Source organism: Haloferula sp. BvORR071, assembly GCF_000739615.1.
In the GTDB taxonomy this organism is placed as follows: domain Bacteria; phylum Verrucomicrobiota; class Verrucomicrobiia; order Verrucomicrobiales; family Akkermansiaceae; genus Haloferula.
Map to the genome: position 1 here is coordinate 181,300 of NZ_BATP01000032.1, position 21,282 is coordinate 202,581.

Here is a 21,282-nt window from a genome sequence, read left to right on the forward strand (position 1 = left end):
CCTGCCTTTCATCCGTGGAAATCCTTCTCCATCCGCGGTTCAAATCGGCCTTCTGCCCCCGCAGGCACCCTCCGATTGATGATTGGAAGATCGGGGATTGATGATTTCTTCCCGCATGCCTTTGCCCGCCGACCTGAGCTCAGACACCCGTGAGGAAGTGATGTTTTTCGATACCGACATCGGCGGGGTGGTCCACAACCTGGCCTACCTGCGGATGATCGAGACCTGCCGCACCCGCCTGGCCGCGAAGATGGGCATGGACCTGAAATCGATGGCCGAGACCAAGCTCTTCCCCGTGGTAGTGCGGACCGAGATCGATTACCGCAAGCCCGCGACCCTCGGCGATGTGCTGCTGCTGCACGGCAAGCTGGATGAGCTGCAGCGGGCGCGGTTTTGGTGCGCCTTTGAGGTCCGCCGCGAAAGCGACGACGCTCTCCTGATCACCTGCCGCCAAGCCCTCGCCCTCGTGCAGATGCCAGAGGGCAGGCCGGTGAGGCTGCCGAAGGAGTGGGGGAATGGGGCGTGATCTTTCTGCGGCGCAGCCGCCTTGGAGTGCGTGTAGCCTGCTACCGCTTTCCGACAGGCAGCCTGCTGCCGTGAATCGTGTGAACGTCCTCCCGATCACCTCGCCACCGTCCCCTCAGCCAATCCCGGATTCCTTGATCCACCTCCGATCTTCCCCCATCTTCATCTCATGGAATCCGTCCCCCTCCTCCCGGACGACGAAGCCACCATCAAGGGCACCCGCGATTGGCCCCACGCTCCTCCCCATCGTCTGAAGGACACAGGCGTTTACTTCCTAACAGCTCGAGCCATTGGTGCCCGCCACCTCCTCTTGGAGCCAGACATGCGGGACTGGTTCCAAGACCTTCTCCTGTCACTGATGGAGGAGAACGGCTGGAAGCTCGAAGCTTGGGCGATTCTCTCCAATCACTACCACTTGATTGGTCACAGCCCCACGGGAGGAGGGCAGACGCTCCGGAAGATGGTGACCAAGCTCCACAGCTTCACCACCAAGGAGCGGAACCGTCGTGATGGGATGGCTGGCAGGACCGGCTTGTGGCACAATTATCGCGAGACCTTGTTGACGCACCAGAGGAGCTATTTGGCGCGGCTTCATTATGTGCACCAGAATGCGGTGCATCACGGATTGGTGCAGCTTGGGTCGGATTGGAAATGGTGCAGCGCTGCGGCTTTCAAAAAGGCGGTGTCGCCGGCTGGGGTGAAGGCGATTTCTAGTTTCAGTTACGACGAGATCGCGGAGAAGGACGGGGATAACCGGTGATGGGCGGGTGTGTCCCGTAGGATTTGGGGCACGCCATAGCGGGCGTGGAGATTGACCGAGACCTTGCGCGTGCTTCACGGTAGCAGGCTACCTGCCGAAAGCGGTAGCAGGCTACACGCACTCCAAGGCGGCTGCGCCGCGTTAAGCAGCCGCCCCCCTGCCTGTTTACCCCAACCTACCCTTCGCCGCGCTCACAATCTCCCCCAGCTTCCCGCGCTCCGGTGCAGCACCGCGCGCTTGGTCCGGCTTGCCGCCGCCCTTGCCGCCGGCGATCGCTGCGAGATCCCGCAGAATATCCCCGGCCTTATGCCCGGCAGCCTGCGCCGCATCACCGCAATAAGCACCGAGGTGCAGCTTCTCACCGTCATCGACGATCACGAAGCCAGCACCGCTGAAACCCTGCTTCTTCATGCCATTGAGCAGTTCCTGCAGCAGCGAGGCATCGGCCTCGAAGCTGGCGACGATCGGACCACCGGCGGCGATGAGTTCGGCCAGCGCGGCATCGGCTTGCTTCGCCGCGGCACCGGCTTGCAGCTTCTTGAAGCGCTTCTCAGCTTCGATCGCTGCTTCCTTGGTTTCGTCCAAGGTGCGGGCACCGTGGGCGAAGATGGAATTGATCTCCGAGATGTCGGCGCGCTCGACAAGCATCGCGGCCATCACGTGCGGGAAGTCGTTCACGCTCACCGCAGCTTCACCGATGCTGGCGAGCTTGTCGTTCGCAGCCTTGAGCTTCTCGCGGGCGGCCTTGAGATCCGTGTCCCACTTCTCGACCACTTCATTGAGATAGGCCCAGGCGCTGTCGCCGCAGACCGCCTCGATGCGGCGCACGCCGGAAGCGATCGCGCCCTCGCTCTTGATCTTGAAGAGGCCGATTTCATTGGTGTTGCGGGCATGCGTGCCGCCGCAAAGTTCCATTGAGGGGCCGTTGAGCTGGTTCGCTTCGCCGCCGATCTGCACGACCCGGACGAACTCGCCGTACTTGTCGCCGAAGAACTGCATGATGTCCGGGCGGCCCTTGATGTCGGCGTGCTTCACCTCGGTCCATGACACGGTCAGGCCCTGCTTGATCGCGCCGTTGACCATTTCCTCCATCGCCGCGACTTGCTCCGCGGTGACGGGTGCGCTGTTGAAGTCGAAGCGCAGGCGGTTCTCGTCCACCGAGGAACCCTGCTGGGAAGCGTCTTTCGAGACGGCCTCGTGCAAGGCCCAGTGGAGCAAGTGGGTCGCGGTGTGGTGCGCCTCGATCGGGCGGCGGCGGACGGTGTCGAGCTTGAGCGTGACCTTGTCGCCGGGTTTCACGCTAGCGGAGCCATCGATGATGTGCGCGCGGGCCTTGCCGACCTGCTGCACGCCGGTGACGGGATATTCCGCGCCATCAAGTACGAGAGTTCCCGTATCTCCCGCCTGGCCACCCATCTCGGCATAGAAGGGCGTCGCATCGGTGATGACGAAGAGCGCGTCTTCCTGCGGGTGGATCTCCAGCACGGTGGCTTCCGCTTCATCGGAGTCGAAGCCGTTGAAGTTCGTGACCGCTTCCGTGGAGATGTCGAGAGCGCGGACGACGGTGCTCTTCTGCGCGGCGCGGGATCTCTCTTGCTGTTCGCGCTTGCATTGGTCGTATCGCGCTTTGTCGAGCTTCATGCCCTTCTCGGCGCAGAGCAATTCCGTGAGGTCGATCGGAAATCCGTAGGTGTCCTCCAGCTTGAAGGCAACTTCACCAGGGAAGAATTCGGCCGACTTGGACTCATTTCCTTGTTCAACCTGAACTCTGGCGAGGCCATCAAGGAACCTCCCGTGATTTTGAAGAAAGTAATCCGAGTTGAAGCCTTCGCTGCTCCAGTCGTTGGCAGCGCTGTAGATGCCCCAGGTGGAAGTATTCCAAGATGCCTGCCAATCAGCCAATACTGAGCGGTAGGATTGGATGCTTCGGCTGCTAACGGAATCGGCGCCCTCGAAATGAAAGAGGGTGGCGTCGAAATCTTTAGGGACTTCAACGACATTGAAGACAAGATCCCAGAAGCGATCCTGCAGCTCCTTTGATGCCTCAGCGGACTGTGCTTCCTTGTTAACGAAATCACTCAGCTTGGCGTGAGCATCCGGGACTTTAGCAATGAAGTCCGCGATTTCTCCCACCGCCTTCGATGCGCCTTCGAAAATCTCGAGGCCTTTATCCAGCGTCTGGTTGAAGCTCGACTCCTCCTGCTCCAGCGTCACGCGCACGGTGTCCTGGCGGTTCTTCAGTTCCGGGAAAGCCTCACCCATTTCCGCCACAAGCGTTTCCACCAGTGCGCCGAAGAAGGGCTTCTCACCGGAGAAGCCAAGCTGACGCCCATAGCGCACCGCGCGGCGCAAGATACGGCGCAGCACGTAGTTCCGGCCGTTGTTACCCGGCATGATGCCATCCGCGATCGAGAAGCTCAGCGTGCGCAGGTGGTCGGCGATCACGCGGAAGGCGATCGCGTCCTTCATCTCCTCCGTGAAGGCGGAGCGGTCCGCGCCGAGCGCGGGGTAAATGTTTACATACTTCTTCCCGCTCAGTTCCTCGATCTTGCGGAAGATCGGCATGAAGACGTCCGTGGCGTAATTACTGGGCTTCTCGGAGAAGTCGGTGAAGCGCTTGGTGCCTTGGATGATCGAGCAGGCGCGCTCGAAGCCCATCCCGGTATCGATGTGCTTGGCGGGCAGTTCGCGGAAGGAGCCATCGGCCTCCGCATTGTATTGGATGAACACCAAATTCCAGATCTCGATGCAGAGATCCGAATCATTGTTCACCAGCAGGCGGCCCGTGGCGGGATCACCCTCCGGCGTGAGGTTCACGTGGAGTTCCGAGCAAGGGCCGCAAGGACCGGTATCGCCCATCATCCAGAAGTTGTCCTTCACGTTGCCGTTCACGATCTGGACGGCGGGATCGCAGCCCTTCGAGCGGTAGAGCTCGGCCCAGATGTCGTAGGCCTCCTGGTCGAACTCGCCCGGGTCGCCCGGCTTGGGCGCATAGACGGAGGCGTGCAGACGGTGCGCGGGCAGGCCCCAGCGCTCGACGACCAGCTCCCATGCCCACTGGATCGCCTCTTTCTTGAAGTAGTTGCCGAAGGACCAGTTCCCCAGCATCTCGAAGAAGGTGTGGTGGTAGGTGTCGTAGCCGACATCCTCCAGGTCGTTGTGCTTGCCGCCGGCGCGGATGCACTTCTGCGTGTCCGCGGCGCGCGGCGGATCGTAGGGCGCCTTCTCCACGCCCAGGAAGTAGGGCACGAAGGGATTCATCCCCGCATTCGTGAACAAGAGACCCGGCGACTGCGGCAGCAGCGAGGCGGAGGGCACGATGGTGTGCTGCTTCTCCTTGAAGAAATCGAGGAAGCTCTGGCGGATCTCGGCTGCGGTCATGGCTTGCTAGCGGGCTAGGTCGTTGAGGCGGAAAGGGCGGGGAAGGTGGAGGATGCCGCGCGGGGAGTAAAGCACCGGCTTGGGGCGGAAAATCACCAATCATCAATCTTCCAATCACCAATCAGACTGTGTGAAGGGGGGCGCAAGCGGGAGCGGGCCGGACCGATAGGCTCTGAATTCCAACCGCTTGCGCAAAAATTCTGCCAAACACTTCGTTTGATGATTGGAAGATTGATGATTGGTGATTTCCTTGTCCCGGCATGATCATCCTCGTCCGCAACATCGACCGCGCCATCACCGAGATGGAAATGCGCAAGGTCCTCGAAAAGCACGGCAAGGTCCGCAGCTTTGACCTCGTTTTGGACAAGGCGACCGGCCAGTCCAAGGGCTTCGGCTTCGCCGACATGCCGGGCCACGACGAAGCGCTGGCCGCGGTCGAGGCGTTGGATGGCTTTCAGGTCGGCACGCTGAAGCTGCGGGTGAAGCGCGCCGCTTCTTCCTCCCTACTCAAGGAACCGCCGCCCTCCCGCCCCAAGCCGCAAAAGCGCCCCCGGCCGCCTGGGAAGGGTCGGAGGTAGTGCGACTTGATTTTCGCGGTTAAAGAAGCAGACCGCGAACCACGGCAAGACTATGCCTTCGGCTTGGCCGCTCAGGGCTTCTTGATCGTCGCATTGATCACCGAATTGGAAGGTCCTTCCGCGGTCATGAAAACCTGCGGGCTCGGCTTCATCTCCATGTTCATGGTGGAGAGCGTGCTGATTTGCAGGTCCACACGGTCGGCCAAGGAGCGGCGGATCGTGGACTCGCCCTTGAACTTGAGCTTCACCCCGGCATCGGTCCGGCCGATCGGGGTGCCGCTGATGTCGAAGCTCATCTTCAGCAGCGCGCAGGGCGTGCCGGCGTAGTCCTCGACCTTCACGAATTCCATCGTGCAGCTGCCTTCCGGTTTCGCGGCACCCGCGAGGGACTCCAGTTGCTTGAGGTCCACCGGCCACTTGTCGCCGGGCTTGCGCGGAGTGTCGCCGTAGCGGCTGAGGTCTTCGTCCTTGGTGAAGCTGTCGGCCATCGTCTTGAGGAAGGCCGTCATCGCGTCGTTGGGCGTGCCTTGCTCCAGGGTGGCGGTCCAGGTGCCGTCCTTTTCCTCCAGGATCACCGCCTTGTCCGCGAGCGGCGAGGGCGCGGGCGGTATTGCCTGATCCTTGCCGGACATGACCATCTTGCCGGTGGTGTCGATCAGGCCGGTGATCTTGCGGAGCTTGGAGGGGCTGAGGATCTCGGTGGTATCGGTGACGATGTCCTTGCGGCTCATCGTCCCATCCATCGACTGGCCGTTCGGCAGGGTGGCGGTCAGCTTTGCTTCCTTGAGGTCGGTGGTGGTCTCACGGGTGATCTTGGTGCCCGCCGGGAGGTCGAAGCGCTTGCCCTTCACCGCCAGCACCTGGCCATCGTCCGCGAAGGCGCTGGGAAGCAAGGACAGGCCGGCGGCGGCGAGCGTGGCAAGGAGCGGGGCTTTCTTCATGGCCGCGAGGCTGGCGCAGCGCCGCGGGGAGGGGAAGCAAATGTCTCGCCGCCCGGGAAGGGCCTGCCGCTCAGGGCTTGGCGAGGGTGTTGTGGTCCTCGAACCGCATCGTCCCCTGCATCGTGATCACGGGGCCGGCATCCGGGGTCGCACTCGCATCCTTGAGCGTGAACTTCGCCTCCAGCTTGGTTTCGAGATCCACCAAATCGGCCAGCGAGCGCAGGGTGCTGCCCTCGCCCTTGAGGGTCAGATTGCCACCGCTGAGGGTGCCGCGGGCCAAGACGCCCCGGAGATCGAAGACCGGCTTCAGCACGGCGCAGCGGACGCCGCCGACTTCCTTGATCTCCACGAATTCGATCGTGAGCGAGCCGCTGAGCTCCATGGCCCCGGCGAACTCCGCCAGTTGCTTGGGATCGACCTTCCAGGTGTCACCCGGCTTGCGCGGCGTATCGCCGTAAAGGAGCAGGGCGTCGTTGCGGGCGAAGATGCTGGTGAAGAGCTTGATTTCCTCCTGCTGCTCCGCCGTGGGCGCTCCGGAGAGGAGCGAGGCGCTGTAGCTGCCGTCCTTTTCCTCGATGAAGAGGGGCTTGCGTGTGAGCGGTCCCGGCATCAGCGGCGGATCGACCTTCTCATCCTCGCCGCTGACAGCCGACTTCGAGGTCCCCGCGATTTGGGTCTGGGTCCGCCGGTAGCGGGTGGCGGCGATCCGCTCGGTGACGATCGTCTGGCTGCCGTCGAGGTTCACCTTGCCCGTCTCGTCCTTCTCGCCCCGCGCCTTGATGGTCAGGAGACCATCCTTCACCTCGAAGCTGTCACTCTCGGTCAGCTTGCCGCCGACCGGGATCGGGCTCTCTTTCTTGGCGAGGACGTAGCTTTCCGCAGGCTTCTCCTCCGCGGGCGAGATGCCGGCAGTGGCGAGCAAGAGGGCAGTGGCGGATGCCAGTCCGGAAAGAAGCGTTTTCATCACGGGGTCGGAATGCCCCGAGAGTCCCCACGCGGGCGGGAAAGAGAAGGCAGAAGATTCCGCGGCTGCCATTTGACGGCAGGCGGAGGATTGCCTCTGGTAGCCAGCGCATGCCTACGCCCTTGGACCACGGCCTCGCCCTCAAGCATCTGCAGAAGTCCTGCCCCTCCATGAAGGCGCTGATCCGCCGGATCGGTGTTTGCGGACTGGAGATGGAAACCGGGCGCACGCCCTTCCAGGCACTGGTCCACGCCGTCGCACACCAGCAGCTCCACGGCAAGGCCGCGGGCACCATCCTCGACCGCTACCGCAAGCTCTTCCCCGGCGGCCGCTACCCGGGGCCGAAGGCGCTGGCGACGGTCACGGATGAGCAGCTCCGCGGCGTCGGCTTTTCGCGCGCGAAGACCGCCGCGATCCGCGATCTCGCGGAAAAGGCGCTGTCCGGGATCGTGCCTTCCTCGAAGGCCATCGCCGCATTATCTGATGAGGAGATCATCGAGCGCCTCACGCAGGTCCGCGGGATCGGCCGCTGGACGGTGGAGATGCTGCTGATCTTCACCCTCGGCCGGCCGGATGTCTGGCCGGTGGACGACTACGGCGTGCGCGCCGGCTACAAGATCGCCTACGGCCTGCCCGAGATGCCGAAGCCGAAGGAACTGATGGCTCTCGGCGAGCGCTTCCGGCCGCATCGATCGGTGGCGGCGTGGTACATGTGGCGGGCTACGGATACGAACCGCTCGCCGGAACAGTGAGCGGCGGGTGAGGAGGGCGGCGGGAAGGAGCGCTATCCTATTCCTTCTTCTCCCCTTTCTCCGCCTCGGCTTTCTTGGCGGCCTCTATCGCGGCACGCAGCTTGTTTGTTAGTTCCTTGGCCTCCTCTGGGGAGGTCCCCGAGATTTGGAAATTCTTCCCTAATGGCACCGAGTTGACCACGGGTGCGGTCCGGATTTTGCCATCGATGATCACGGCCAGCCGCAGCACTCCCGGCTTGCCGTCCTTGGTGGCGGCGATCATCCGCTGCTCGCCTTCCGGGTTTAGTTTCACCGCGACTGAGGTGCCGTCCTGCTCCTCCACGGGCGATGCCTCTGCGAGATGCCGGTCACCGATGATCAACTCATCGGAGACCGTGAGCTTCTCTGCTGGCGCGTTCTGTTCCTGTCCCGGTGGCCGCGGGGCCTCGTAAGTCTTCGCTCCCTTTCTCGCCTCCACCACTTGGCGGATCTCCAGGAAATCGGCGGCTGAGATTTGGACGAGAGCAAAGAGGGCGAGGAGAGCACGCATGGGCCTATGTAACGCGAAGCCGGAACTCGGAGTCAATTGGAAGACCGGATCTGCTTTTCCACTCGCGCGTCCATTCCGCCTGCGGGGTGCATCTTGCACAGCAATCCCCCGCACATTCCCGGAGTCGTGCAAAATGCCGCGCATCAAGGATTCTGAGAAGATGAGAAATCCGCGCGGAATGAACGGCTATCACCGCTTCCTAATGCTCCGCACGCTAAGGATTCCATCATTCTCCGGCTGAAATGTGGTCCCCGGCACGATTTCAGCAGGGCTTAAGTGGCCCCCGTCTTCTTCGTCGCCATGTCAGATTCTCGCCATCTGCCCCCGCGGATTCCCCTTCGCTCTGTCATTGCCGCAGGCATTGTGGCCGCTCTTGCTTGTCTGCTTGCTCCCATCGCGAGTGCTCAGGAAGGCGCGGTTGTGCCGGTCCACGGTGAAGCCAAGATGTGGCACAAGCTGACCCTGGACTTCACCGGTCCGGAGACCTCGGAGAGCGCCACGCCGAATCCCTTCACCGACTACCGGTTGAATGTAACCTTCACCCACGTCCCCAGCGGTCGCAGCTTCCTGGTGCCCGGTTACTATGCAGCGGACGGCAACGCGGCGAATACCTCCGCGGATGCCGGCCATGTCTGGCGCGCCCACTTCGCGCCGGATGCGATCGGCGAGTGGTCGTGGACCGCTTCCTTCCGCAGTGGCGCGAATGTCGCGGTGAGCAATGATCCCGCCGCCGGTGCGAGTGCGGGCTACTTCGATGAGGCACATGGCAGCTTCATCATCCAAGCGAGCGACAAGAGCGGCCGCGACATGCGCGCGAAGGGTCGGCTCGAATACGTCGGCAAGCACCACCTGCGCTTCGCGGGAACTGGCCGCTATTTCATGAAGGCCGGCACCGACTCGCCGGAGAACTTGCTCGCCTATGCGGACTTCGACGGTGGCTTCAAAACCGATGGCCAGAAGGATGAGCTGGTGAAGACCTTCGCCCCGCATGTGGGTGACTGGAAGGAAGGCGATCCAGTCTGGCAGGACGGCAAGGGCAAGGGCCTCATCGGCGCGATCAACTACCTCGCCAGCGAAGGCCTGAATTCCTTCTCCTTCCTGACGATGAACATCAATGGGGACGACCGCAATGTCTTCCCCTATGTGGACTACGCCGAGCGCGCCCGGATGGATGTCTCGCGGCTCGACCAGTGGGAGATCGTCTTCGAGCACGGCGACCACATGGGCATGTATCTCCACTTCAAGACCCAGGAGACGGAAAACGAACTCCTCTTGGACGGCGGCAATACCGGCGACCAGCGCAAGCTGTACTACCGCGAGTTGATCGCACGCTTCGGCCACCACCTCGCTCTGAATTGGAACCTCGGCGAGGAGGTCAACAATGCCTCGCTCGCGCAGAAGGCCTCATGGGCGCAGTACTTCTACGACAACGATCCCTACCATCACCCGATCGTCATCCACAACGGCGCGAGCCACTTCGACATGCTGGGCGAGGCCTCGAAGCTCACCGGCTTCTCCGCGCAGATGAACGAGGCGAACTTCAGCGATACCTTCTACAACATCTCGCGCTACGTCCGCCGCTCGGATGAAGCCGGCAGGCCTTGGGTGGTGGCCTGCGATGAACCGGGAGACTCCCGCATGAGCGTGCGGCCCGACTACGATCCCGGCAACAGCCACCGCGATGCGCGCAAGGATGCGCTGTGGGCCACCATCATGGCCTGCGGCGCGGGCTGTGAGTTCTACTTCGGCTATGCGTATCCGGACTCGGACCTCACCTTGCAGAACTTCCGCAGCCGTGATGCCTTCTTCGACTACTGCCGCCACGCGGTGCATTTCTTCGAGGCGAATGTCTTCCCCTTCGAGCAGATGAAGAACCACAACGAGCTGGTGAGCGGCAGTGGCGACAATGCCAACCGCTGCCTCGCCAAGCCCGGTGTTTGTTATCTCGTGCAGCTTCATGATGGCGGCACGGCCACCCTCAATCTAACAGGTGCCACCGGCAGCTTCACCGCGCGCTGGTATGACCCGCGCAAGGGTGGTGGCCTGATCCCCGCCGCGGATCTGCAAGGTGGCGGGGTGGTCTCGCTGGGTAGCCCGCCGGACAGCCCGACCGAGGACTGGATCGTGCTCGTGCAAGCAGTCGGCAGTAGCGGTGGGGGCACCAACAATGCGCCGGTGGTCAACGCCGGTCCGGACCAGTCAGCCTTCCTGAGCGCCGGCACGGTGACCGTGAATCTGGCAGGAAGCGTGAGCGATGATGGCCTGCCGGACGAGTTCCTGCTCACCCGCACTTGGTCGAAGCTCTCCGGCCCGGGAGCCGTGAGCTTTTCCAGCAGCAGCTCGAGCGCGACCAATGCGACCTTCACCGCTGCGGGTACCTATGTGCTGCAACTCGCGGCCAACGACAGCGAGCTCAACGCCGCCGATCAGGTAACGGTCACGATCAAGCTGCCACAGAGCGGTGGGCAGCGCACTTTCCTGCCCGTTCAGGATGCCTACCTGCAGGATGGGGAGAACTTCAACAACGCCGACCTGCGTGCGGAGAATGATGCGCGGGTTCGCGTCAGCTACTTGCAGTTCGATCTCGCCACGCTCGATTCACCTACTACTGATGCCGTAATTCGCTTGACCGCCGGCGCGGATGACTCGGGCGGCACCATCACCCTCCGTCTCTACGCCGCGGCCTCAAACAACTGGACCGAGTCCGACATCACCGCTAGCAATGCCCCGGCGAAGGGGTCGCAGCTCGCGGTCTTCACCGGCTCAGTGGCGATTGGTGGCACGGTGGACTTTGACCTCGGCGGCTACATCGGCGGGCCGGGCACTTACAGCTTCATCCTGGAGATCGATCCATCCAGCCGCGACATCGCCTTTGCCTCGAAGGAGTATCCGACCCTGTCTGCCCGGCCGGAGCTGATCGTCTCGACCTTCACCAACGCGAGCCCGGTCTTCGCCGGCTTCACGATCGCCACCCGCGAGGATCTGCCGGTAGTCGTTCCCTTCAGCGAATTGCTTGCCGGCGCCACTGATCCGGATGGCGATGTCGTCAGCCTCGTGCCGAACGGTGGCAGCACCGCGAATGGCGGCGAGATCGAAGTCGGCACGGATAGCCTGCGCTACACGCCATCGATCGACTACCTCGGCCAGGACAGCTTCACCCTGACCGTGCAGGACGGGCGCGGCGGCTTCACCAGCGCGCTCTTGAATATCCAAGTCGTCGATGGCGATGGCATCGGCAGCCAGCAGACCGGTCTCGCGGTCACCGCCAGCACACCCGCGCAGGTGAGCTTCACCGGCGTACCCGGTATGCAGTACTCCATCGAGCGCTCGATCAATCTCGCGAACTGGACCGTGGTTTACACCGCGCGTGCGGATGCGAATGGGAAGATCGCGTGGAGCGATCCTGCCTCGCGGGGTAAGCGCGTCTTCTATCGCGTGGTCGCGCCGTAAGAGCCACGCTCCATGGCGGAATGGCACCGCCATTCCGCTACAGGAGTAGGACTAACACGCATCCGTCTACGCGTTTCCCCGCATCGAAATCATGGGATTGTTAGTGTTTTTTCCTCGTCGATGATCCGGGAAAGCGATATACCCCATCACTCCATTGCACGGACGCGGTCCTTGGCGCCCTCCGTCACGGGCATGTGCATGGAGGATCAGGACTAAGAGCGGATCAGCTCACCATCCCCTTGCGGAGCCTCGGGGACTTTTCGCATCGCACCCCTTCACGACTGCTGAATTCCACATACCCCATTTTCGAACTGATGTCGCCTGTCAGAGTTTTGTTTGCCCTTGCCTTTACTTGCATGGGCTTGCCCGCCGCGCGAGCGGTGGTCAGCCCCTCGGATGTCTACCAGGAAGTCGGCGGCATCGTGGTGATGGAGGCGGAGAACACACCGTCCTCGCTCGGCACCGGCACGGATCGCTGGGAACTCTACATGCCGGGCGAGACCAATTACGTGGAAGGCGCGAGCAGCTCCGCCCACCTCGAGTTCCAAGGCAACTACCCGAACGGCGCGCCCACCGGCAAGACCCCGCTGACCTACAAGTTCAAGATCAACGAGGGCGGCATTTACCAGCTCCACATTCGCTCGAAGGCCCGCCTCGATGGCGCGGCGGAGGACAAGAACAACGACTGCTACGTGAAGGTCGCGGGCCTGAATGGCTCGACCTACGATGCCGGACCGAATGCTGGCGGCGAGCACATGGACGAGGCGATAAAGAGCCTGCTGACCGCCAATACCAAGATGTACGTCAACTCGCCGGTGGCCTGGGGCTGGGCGAACCTGCTCGATGCCGGCGGCTCCTCGAACAAGCGCTGGCCGGTGTATCAATTCCAGTCCGGCGGCACCTACGAGCTCACGGTCTCCGGCCGCTCGGGGAAGTTCAATTTCGACCGCATCATCTTCCGCAAGACCTCGATCGTGGACACCACCGCGAAGTCCACGGCGATCCCGGAGTCCACGCTCAACACCACCCCGAGCACCACGCCCGCGATCTCGCGGGTCATGCTGGTGAATGCGGATACCGATGACGATGCAGGCGTGCTCAGCAATGGCGGCACGATCAACCTTGCGACCATGGGCCCAAACCTCAGCCTGCGGGTGGACACCTCGCCACCGGTGATTGGCTCGGTGCGCTTCAATCTTGATGGCAATGCCAACTTCCGCGTGGAGGACCAAGTGCCCTACTCGATCGGCGGGGACAATATCTGGGACGACTACCTGCCGTGGACTCCCACGACCGGGAATCACACGCTGATGGTGACTCCTTACTCCACCAGCGGCGTGGCAGGCACCCCGGTGACCCTGAACTTCACCGTGAGCAATCAGCTCCCCGCGGGCACTCCAGTCGCGAATGCAGGTGCGGACCAGTCCGTCACCCTGCCGACCAAAACTCTCACTTTGGCAGGCTCCGGCAGTGATCCCGGCGGCGCGATCGCCAGCTACAAGTGGGACATGATCTCCGGGCCCTTCCCGGTTTCCTGGTCCTCCGCCCTGATCGCGAATCCGGTAGTCGCTGACCTCGCCCACGGCACCTACAAGTTCCGCCTGACCGTCACCGATAACAGTGGCCTGAGCGGTTACGACGATATGACCGTGACCGTCCTGCCCGCGGCGACGGCTCCGGTAGCCAACGCAGGTCCGGACAAAACCATCAGCCTGCCGACCAACTCGGTGACTCTCACTGGTTCGGGTACGGATCCCGCGAACCAATTCTTCGCCTACCTCTGGACCCAGCTTTCCGGTCCGAGCCTCGCCACCCGCAGCGGCGAGAGCAGCACGAACTTCACCGCCTCCAATCTGATCGCTGGGACCTATGTCTTCCGCTTCCGCTACTACAGTGAGACCGGCCTTGTCGGTGCGGATGATGCAGTGGTCACGGTCCTGCCTGCCACCGGAGTGCCGCTTGCGGATGCCGGCGCAGACCAAGCGATCACGCTGCCGACTTCGGCGATCACCCTGAATGGCAGCGGCAGCGATCCCGGTGGTGCGATCAATGCCCACGCCTGGTCGCAAGTCTCCGGGCCCAGCACCGCCAGCCTTGCCGGTGCGGGAAGCGCGAGCCTCACCGCCTCCGCCTTGGTCGCCGGCAGCTACGTCTTCCGGCTCACGGTCACGGACAACAGCGGCCTCACCGCCTCTGACGACGTGACCGTGACGGTCTCCACCAGTGCCGGCAGTCCTCCGGTCGCGAATGCCGGCGCGGACAAGGCGATCACCCTGCCGGCTTCCTCCGTCACCCTGAACGGCTCCGGCAGTGACCCCGGCGGCTCGATCAATGGCCACGCCTGGATCCAGGTTTCGGGCCCAAGTGCCGCCAGCCTTTCCGGAACAGCCACCGCGAATCTCACCGCCTCCTCGCTGGTCGCGGGCAGTTACCTCTTCCGCCTGACCGTGACCGATAACAGCGGCCTGACCGCTAGCGACGACGCCATGGTCACCGTCAACGCGGCCTCGGGTGGCAATGGCCAGAGCGTCACCAGCCTGGTCCTCATCAATGCGGATACCGATCAGGACATCGGCCCGATGAGTTCGGGCATGACCATCAACTTGGCCCTGACCCCCAACCTCAGCGTCCGCGCTGAGACCAATCCCATGCCGGTTGGCTCGGTCCGCTTCAGCCTCGATGGCACCGCCAACCTCCGCACCGAGAGCGGCCCGCCCTATGCGATCGCCGGGGACAGTGGCGGGGTGGATTACGCCGCTTGGGTGCCTTCGCTTGGCTCGCACACCCTGACCGCCACGCCCTACACCGGCTCGGCGGGCGGCGGCACCGCGGGCACACCGCTGACCATCACTTTCACGGTCGTGAACAACAGCTCAGACGGCATCACCGGCCGTCCGACGCCGCTGATTGAGCAAGTGTCCGGCGGCCAGCAGCGGATCCGTTTCCGAGGGCTGCAGGGGATCCAGTACCGCTTCGAGCGCAGCACGGATTTGTCCCAGTGGACCACCCTTCAAACCGCCACCGCCGGGCTTGGCGGGGTGGTGGAGTTTACGGATACCGCGCCGCCTGCCCAGCAGGCCTGGTACCGCCTCGCCACGCCCTAGGAACTCACCCTCAGGCACTACGCGATCGCGGGGGGTGGGAATTGCCCTTTACAAAATTTGGGGGAAAAGTTAGAGAATGTCCGAGTTCGCCCCCCAACTTTTATGAAGTTCACCCACCCCGTGCTTCTTCTTGCCCTCGCCGTCTCTCTGGAATCGGCACAGGCAGTAGTCGTAAATTTCGATTTTAACCTGCGCCTTTCTGACGATTCCAATGTCGGTGTAGGGGCGGCGGGTGATACTTATCAGGGCCTCGGCGCGGCTCCAGATAGCGCCACGAATACCCTCTGGAACAGCGTGCGCCGCACCGGCAGCACCGGTACCGCTGCGGTTTCCAGCGCCTCGGGCCTGAACAACAATCCTCCTGGCGGCGGCCCGATCCGTGATTCCAGCGGCTTGGCCACCACCATTGACGTGATTCTCGGCAGCACCACTGGAGCTGCTGGGGCCACCGGCATCGGTCACCAGCGCAGTGGCAACCAGCAGGAACTGGGGCTCGGTGCGGTCCCTCAGTATGAGGACCTTATGGCCGATTACATGCAGCTGACCGCTCCCGGCAATGATTCGGCGGCGAACGTGGGCACGGTCAACGGCACGATCAACGGCCTGTCCCCCGGTGCCTTCTACGAGATCTATTTCTACGGCCAAGGTGCGAACTACTCGGGTGCCTTTGCCAGCACCACCTCCGGTGCCAATAGCCTTTTTGGCATTACCGACGCTCTCGGTGGTTCGGTCATCGGCTCTCTCAAGCAAACCGGCTGGACCCCCAGCGATGGCGTCCTGACTGAAGGCGTTGAGTATGTGAAGTTCACGGCCAATGCCAATGCCACCGGGGAGATCTTCTTCATGTGGCAGAACGTGGTGGCCGGCAAGAACGTGACCACCGACCTTGCCCCGGACGTCGGCGGTGGCTCGACCCGCTTTGCCGCTCTGAATGCGATTCAGGTCGTCAGCGTGCCTGAGCCCTCAGCCGCCTTGCTGGGTGGCCTTGGGGTTTTAAGTTTGGCCCTGCGCCGCCGCCGGATCTAAGCTTGATAATTAAGATAAGCGGCGTAATATCGCGGCAGAGCTTTCTCGCAAACGCTCGATAGCCTTGTCTTCGCGGATGTCTTTTATGTGCGCTAGCGCTCAACTTTGTTGAACCGTGTTTTTAAAATACCGGTCCGCACTCAGCTTGGAATCACAGGTCCTGCAGACCCGCATACATGTTCCCGTAGAACGAGAGAATCGTGTAGGCAATGTAGAGCAGAATGAGGAAGTAGGCGATCTTCGGCAGCCAGTTGGCGAGGTTCTGGGACCCTTGGATGGCGTTTTCCTGGAAGACCTTCGACCAGCGGGCCAGATCCTTGTCTAGGCTGCCGGACTCCTCTGCCGTCGCGTAGGAGCGGGCGAAGGCCGAGGGGAAGGCCCCGCTGTTCATGAAGATCGGGCCGAGCTGTCCGCCCTCCTTGAGCACCTCCGTCATGGTGGCCGCAGCCTTCTTGATCGTGGCGCTGCGTGATGCCTCGGCGGAAGCTTCCGCCGTTTCGCGCATCGGCAGCCCAGCCAGCAGGGCGGTGTGATAAACCTTGGTGAAGCGCGCCATCACCATCGCCCGTCGTGCTCCTCCGACCAGCGGCAAGGTCTGGATCAGCTTGTCTGCCGCCGGGTTGCTGGCCGCGGCATTCAGCAAGGCCTTCACGCCCAGCCACGCCACGAACACCGCGGCATAGAGCGCTCCAAGCGTCAGCGCGATATTCACCACCAGGCTCTCATCCTCGCCTTGGAAGTACTTCACCAGACAGGAGACGATGAGCCCCAGGTGCAACATCACCGCCGGATAGGCCATCGCCACCAGCGCCTCCTTGCGGGCCTTCGCCAGCATCCCGAAGTAGTCCGCCAGATGCTGGAAGGCCGGTGCCAGGCGCCCGCCGCGCTCACCGGCGGCGATGATGCTACGCTCCATTCCGGTGATCGCCTGCGGATTGCGGGCGAAGGCATCGGCGATGGTTTTACCCGCCTCCAGGTCGGCATCCATTTCTTCCAAGAGGGCCTTCTGCCGCGCTGGGACCCGCGTATCCCGCATCACCCGGCCCGCCTCGCGGATGCCGAATCCTGCTTCTAGCAGCTTTGCGATCTCAGTGTAGAACAGGTGCTTTTGGGCGGAAGAAAAGGACATCGGGCTTACTGTGAAAATTGGCAGGGTAGGGGAGGGGTGCAAGGGGATTCCGGAACTTCCCTCACTCCTCTCCATCAAAATAATCGGGCACGACTTCCCTCAGGAGCGTCCGTTGCGGGATCGGCACGCCCCACTTGTTACTATCCGGATAGTAGTGACACTCGCCGACAGGGTTGTCCGCCACGACGTAAACGATCAGGTCCACCTCGCCGTCATTCCCGAGTTGGTGTGCCTCGCCCGGTTTGAAGAGAAAGGCGTCTCCCGTCACGATGGGCGTCTTTCCCTCCGCATCCCGCACCCAGCCGCTGCCGGAGATCACGTGGTAAAACTCCCACTGCGCGCTGTGCGAGTGATAGGGGTAGGGCGTCTGCCCCGGCGCGACCCGCAGGATCTCGATGTCGAAGGGCTGCCGCTCCATCAGATCCGTGGATTGCGGCTTGCGCCCGAGTGCAATGGAGACTTCCTTCCCTGCTCCCCGGAACTTTCCCTTCGGCGAGTCCCAGGTTTCTTCCTCTAGCGTGATGGTGTTGACCTTGAGCATGGCGAAGAGATGAGAGGGTTCAGTGGGCGGATTTCACCGCTGGCTGGCCTTGAGATAACCGGGATTGTTCCCGGATGTTCAGATAGCCGAAGTAGCCCCAGATTAGGATCAGCGTGATGCCGATGAGCGACTTCCAGAGAATCCGTTGCGGCCCGTGCTGGCGCATTCCGATGAGTGCGGCCACTCCGCAGATCAATCCGCCTCCCAGCAGCAAGCCGCCCAAGACGACACAAAACCAGAAGGCGAGGACCGGCTCTTTGAAAACGCCGTTGGCGATCCCCAGAGCCGAGATGACCAACCAGAGTGGAACGCCGAGCAGGCAGTAAGTCGCCAAGGAATAGGAGAGGGGATCTTTCTTCAGCCAGCGCTCATGGTCCGCGGGAGAGGGCCTTGGCTTGGCCCCAGTTCTTTCCGGGTGAGGGTCTATTGGCGGAGCTTGCAGGCCTTCCGGCTTCCCCGCGGCAACATAGCAATCCTGGCTGCAAAAACCTTCGCGGCACCAAGCGTTGTAACCCGGCTTGCCCAGCATCGTCTCGATCTGGAGAAGTCGTAGGGGTTTGCCGCATTGGGGGCAGTTCATCGGCCGGAATCGCAACTAGTAGTCCCGGTGGCCGCAATAGGATCGGACCTTCCGCTTCATCAAATGACGGTTCGGAAGCGCGACGATGCCGAGCCTCACCAACATCCGCAAGGTCGGCAGCACCAGATGGAAGAGCCGGAACACGCAGTAGCCGGTCGCCGCACAGATGGCCATTGCCAGCATCGCAGCCAGCACCACGCCCCACTCCTTGACGCTGGCCGCGAAGCCGATCGCCCCTGCCCCCAAGGCGAACCAGAGAACCAGCATGTGTGGCAGCGTCACCTTCGCCCACTCGCGGAAGAGCACGAACTCCGCGGCGATGGCGTAAGGGAAGGGGAGTTTCATGTCCTTGCGGGAGCTGGGGATTACTCGGCTTTGGACCACGTCACCTTCCCCTGTTCGTCCGTCGAACTGTATTCGAGTTTGAAGGGAATCGGGGACTTCTCGAAGGTCGCCTTGTAGATCGCTCTGCCCAGATCAGTGCCGCCGTCGCCCGGGTAGAGATCGAGTTTCTGCAGCTCATCCACCGTGTTTTCCCCGACACGATGGTAGCCGAATAAACCCTCTCTTCCACTGCTGTGCAGATAGACCCATATGCGGGCAAAGCGCCGGCTGCCGGGATCCTGCGAAGATCGGTCGTGGTCGGGCTCGATCGAGATGGCCTTCGGATGGGCGAAGATCTCTCCCGCTGTGTTGAAGCTGTCGCCGCGGTGGAGATAGACGGTCCAGTGTCCACCCGCTTTGCCAAAGGTCTGCGGGCCTCCCGAGAGAATCAGGTCGTCGTTCCCATCCTGATCCAGATCCGCTATCACGCGCCACCGCTCCGCGAATTTCTTTTCACCGTCCTCAGTCTTCAAGGGCTCGGAGGAAGGATCGGCTGCCGCGGCACGAAGCGCGGCCAGCAACAACAACAGGGCGACAGTTTTCACGAAGAATCACTTACCGCGATGCCGTCTTCCTTGCACGCGGGAACCCATGTTGGGCCGGTGAATTTCTCGTGAAGGCCCCGCTTACTCTGTCTTCCCCGCCACCTTCTTCTCACCCGCCATGCCCTCGCCGAGGAAATACGACGTATGCGGCGGCTTGTTGTAGGAAACATTCTGCCACGCGATCGAGAGCCGGTACTGCGGGTCCTGCATCAGCGTCACCAGCCTATGCTCCGTCGGAATCGTGGTGGTGTAGATCCGCAGCGATTTGCCCTCCGGCCCCGGCAGGATCAGCTCTTCACGCCAATCACCTAACAGGTCTGCCGCCAGCGTCGGCCTCATCCCGGCGTAACGGTTGCGGCGCTCGCCCGGAGAGCCGTCGAAGATCTTCTCCTCGCGGCCTTCCTCATACTTCCATTTGTAGATGCAGAAGCCGCCGTAGATCTCCCGCAGCAGGTCGCCATCCCACCAGATCACCCAGTCGGAGTTGTGCGGCCGCGGCCCGATCTCCTCGCCCTTCACCGTGCGCAATTGGCCCGGCCCGCCCCACACCTCCGCACCGGGATGGCGCGGATCGATGTCGGCCACCGAGCCGTCGCTGATGTCCACGCCCGGGCTGTGGGTCCACAGTGGCTTGCCCGTTTTGGCATCGTGCATGCCCGCACCGGGCGTCTGCCACTTCACCGTGTCGTCCTCATTCTCGGTCACCAGGTAGAGCTCCATGCCGGGCCGCGAGGGATCGAAGTCGCTCACCTGGATCGCGTCGCCGTGGCGGCGGCCGGTCGAGTAGAGGCCCTCGCCGTTGTCGTCCACCGTCATCGCCTGGTAGACGATCTCGTCTTTGCCGTCCCCATCCACATCCGCCACCGAGAGTGCATGGCCGCCCATGCCGGAGAAGGGCGAGGCATCATCGAAGGGCGGCATCGAGGTCTTGGAATCGAAGACCCAGCGCGACTTCAGCTCGCCGCCCCGCCAATCCCAGGCCGCCAGCACGATCCGGCCGTAGACCCCGCGGCACATCACCAGGCTGGGATGCACGCCGTCCAGATAGGCCACGCAGGCCAGGAAGCGGTCGCAGCGGTTGCCGTAGCTGTCATTGCCGCCATTGCCTCCCTTGCCGCCCCAGCCATCGATCGGATCTCGGCTCGGAATGTAGTCCACGGTCTTGAGCGCCGCGCCGGTCTTGCCGTCGAAGATGGTCAGGTACTCCGGCCCGCTCAGGATCCGCCCGAACTCCTTCGTGCGCTCCTCCTTGTTGCGCCAGTCCTTGCTGGCATCGCCGATAATCTTGCCGGTGCCGTCCTTGGTCCCGTCCGCCGTCTTGCAGGCGACTTCGGCGCGGCCATCGCCGTCCAAGTCATAGACCATGAACTGGGTGTAGTGCTCACCCTCGCGGATATTGATCCCAAGATCGATCCGCCACAGGGGCGTGCCATCCAGCTTGTAGGCATCCAGCACCGGGGTGCCGGTGATGCCGTTGAAGGAATTGTCCTGCCCCTTGGAAGTCTGATGGAGGATGATCTCATACTGACCGTCGCCATCCAGATCCGCCGCCGAGGCATCGCCCGGGCGATAGCCGGGGATCGTGTCGATGGGGATCTCGATGTAGGGCTCGGTGAGCACCTTGGCCGGGCGACTGGCAGCGCCTTCGCCGTCCTTGGTCACCGCTTTCACGACGTAGGCCTCCGCCTTGGCACCCTCCTTGTCCACGCAGGAGGTCGGCCCGCTCAGCGGTGCCTCGTTGACCTTCTCCTCCTTGCCGCCGCTCACCCGGTAGAGATTGAAGCCGCTGCCCTCCGGGTCGCTCGTCAGCAAGCGCCAACCGGCGAAGACCGAGCCGTCCGCCTGCCGCACCGCCACCACCCCCCGGTCGAGTTTCTCCATCTCACGCTCAGCGCGAGCCGGGGCGGCGAGGACCAAGGGCAGCAAGGCGGCCAGACAGGTTTTTGGGAGGATCATGGCAATCGGTGAAGTTCACCATGAAACGCTGGCCGCCTCCAGTTCTCTCCTTACCTCTTCGGGGGATGGCAGGTTCCTCCTCCGCCAAGCGCACTGCTCGCGGAGTCTATCTCCCTCTCCGCTCCCGGGAAACTGCG

General features: G+C 62.8%; 17 protein-coding genes. 7 read left to right on the forward strand and 10 right to left on the reverse strand.

Translation table 11 applies throughout. The features are described 5' to 3' along the window. Positions 1 to 115 precede the first annotated feature (115 nt). Together BV071_RS18620 and BV071_RS18625 are read left to right on the forward strand one after the other, a co-directional pair. Positions 116 to 526: a thioesterase family protein gene (locus tag BV071_RS18620; protein ID WP_035610454.1), complete on the forward strand. Its 411-nt coding sequence runs from the start codon at positions 116 to 118 to the stop codon at positions 524 to 526. 168 nt (positions 527 to 694) lie between these two features. Beyond that, positions 695 to 1,285 (forward strand): transposase, encoded by a 591-nt coding sequence (locus BV071_RS18625; protein WP_052573550.1) that lies wholly within the window; start codon positions 695 to 697, stop codon positions 1,283 to 1,285. 165 nt (positions 1,286 to 1,450) lie between these two features. On the opposite strand, the gene BV071_RS34860 is transcribed toward BV071_RS18625, so the two are convergent. Continuing rightward, complete coding sequence (locus tag BV071_RS34860; protein WP_081886088.1) at positions 1,451 to 4,666, reverse strand: alanine--tRNA ligase; 3,216 nt, start codon at positions 4,664 to 4,666, stop codon at positions 1,451 to 1,453. A 260-nt stretch (positions 4,667 to 4,926) separates the two neighbouring features. Between BV071_RS34860 and BV071_RS18640 the strand changes: the two genes are divergently transcribed. Next, a complete protein-coding gene (locus BV071_RS18640; protein ID WP_035610456.1) occupies positions 4,927 to 5,244 on the forward strand; it encodes an RNA-binding protein in 318 nt (105 codons plus the stop codon). Positions 5,245 to 5,315: 71 nt separating this feature from the next. On the opposite strand, the gene BV071_RS18645 is transcribed toward BV071_RS18640, so the two are convergent. Together BV071_RS18645 and BV071_RS18650 are read right to left on the reverse strand one after the other, a co-directional pair. Continuing rightward, complete coding sequence (locus BV071_RS18645) at positions 5,316 to 6,185, reverse strand: hypothetical protein (protein ID WP_035610459.1); 870 nt, start codon at positions 6,183 to 6,185, stop codon at positions 5,316 to 5,318. A 70-nt stretch (positions 6,186 to 6,255) separates the two neighbouring features. Further along, positions 6,256 to 7,149 (reverse strand): hypothetical protein, encoded by an 894-nt coding sequence (locus BV071_RS18650; protein WP_035610461.1) that lies wholly within the window; start codon positions 7,147 to 7,149, stop codon positions 6,256 to 6,258. Between the two features lie 110 nt (positions 7,150 to 7,259). Between BV071_RS18650 and BV071_RS18655 the strand changes: the two genes are divergently transcribed. Continuing rightward, the gene (locus BV071_RS18655) at positions 7,260 to 7,901 is read left to right on the forward strand and encodes a DNA-3-methyladenine glycosylase (RefSeq protein ID WP_035610462.1); all 642 of its coding nucleotides are present in this window, start codon (positions 7,260 to 7,262) and stop codon (positions 7,899 to 7,901) included. A 37-nt stretch (positions 7,902 to 7,938) separates the two neighbouring features. Here the strand turns inward: BV071_RS18655 and BV071_RS18660 are convergent, their stop codons facing one another. After that, the gene (locus BV071_RS18660; RefSeq protein ID WP_035610465.1) at positions 7,939 to 8,430 is read right to left on the reverse strand and encodes a hypothetical protein; all 492 of its coding nucleotides are present in this window, start codon (positions 8,428 to 8,430) and stop codon (positions 7,939 to 7,941) included. 300 nt (positions 8,431 to 8,730) lie between these two features. Here BV071_RS18660 and BV071_RS34365 point away from each other — a divergent pair, with 300 nt between their 5' ends. From BV071_RS34365 to BV071_RS18675, 3 genes are all read left to right on the forward strand, one after another. Continuing rightward, a complete protein-coding gene (locus BV071_RS34365) occupies positions 8,731 to 11,880 on the forward strand; it encodes a DUF5060 domain-containing protein (RefSeq protein WP_081886093.1) in 3,150 nt (1,049 codons plus the stop codon). 356 nt (positions 11,881 to 12,236) lie between these two features. Then, positions 12,237 to 14,984 (forward strand): PKD domain-containing protein, encoded by a 2,748-nt coding sequence (locus tag BV071_RS18670; protein WP_035610467.1) that lies wholly within the window; start codon positions 12,237 to 12,239, stop codon positions 14,982 to 14,984. Positions 14,985 to 15,086: 102 nt separating this feature from the next. Then, positions 15,087 to 16,010: a PEP-CTERM sorting domain-containing protein gene (locus BV071_RS18675; RefSeq protein WP_035610468.1), complete on the forward strand. Its 924-nt coding sequence runs from the start codon at positions 15,087 to 15,089 to the stop codon at positions 16,008 to 16,010. 151 nt (positions 16,011 to 16,161) lie between these two features. Here BV071_RS18675 and BV071_RS18680 read toward each other — a convergent pair whose 3' ends face one another. The 6 genes from BV071_RS18680 to BV071_RS18705 form a co-directional block, all read right to left on the reverse strand. Further along, complete coding sequence (locus BV071_RS18680; RefSeq protein WP_035610470.1) at positions 16,162 to 17,139, reverse strand: type II secretion system F family protein; 978 nt, start codon at positions 17,137 to 17,139, stop codon at positions 16,162 to 16,164. 61 nt (positions 17,140 to 17,200) lie between these two features. After that, positions 17,201 to 17,680, reverse strand: coding sequence for a cupin domain-containing protein (locus BV071_RS18685; protein ID WP_035610472.1), 480 nt, complete (start codon positions 17,678 to 17,680; stop codon positions 17,201 to 17,203). Between the two features lie 19 nt (positions 17,681 to 17,699). Beyond that, positions 17,700 to 18,260 (reverse strand): hypothetical protein, encoded by a 561-nt coding sequence (locus BV071_RS18690; RefSeq protein ID WP_265594598.1) that lies wholly within the window; start codon positions 18,258 to 18,260, stop codon positions 17,700 to 17,702. Positions 18,261 to 18,275: 15 nt separating this feature from the next. Further along, complete coding sequence (locus tag BV071_RS18695) at positions 18,276 to 18,605, reverse strand: hypothetical protein (RefSeq protein WP_035610475.1); 330 nt, start codon at positions 18,603 to 18,605, stop codon at positions 18,276 to 18,278. A gap of 20 nt (positions 18,606 to 18,625) precedes the next feature. Next, positions 18,626 to 19,189, reverse strand: a complete 564-nt coding sequence (locus BV071_RS18700) for a hypothetical protein (RefSeq protein WP_265594599.1) — start codon at positions 19,187 to 19,189, stop codon at positions 18,626 to 18,628. A gap of 81 nt (positions 19,190 to 19,270) precedes the next feature. Further along, a complete protein-coding gene (locus BV071_RS18705) occupies positions 19,271 to 21,145 on the reverse strand; it encodes a rhamnogalacturonan lyase (RefSeq protein WP_035610479.1) in 1,875 nt (624 codons plus the stop codon). Between the last annotated feature and the right edge of the window lie 137 nt (positions 21,146 to 21,282).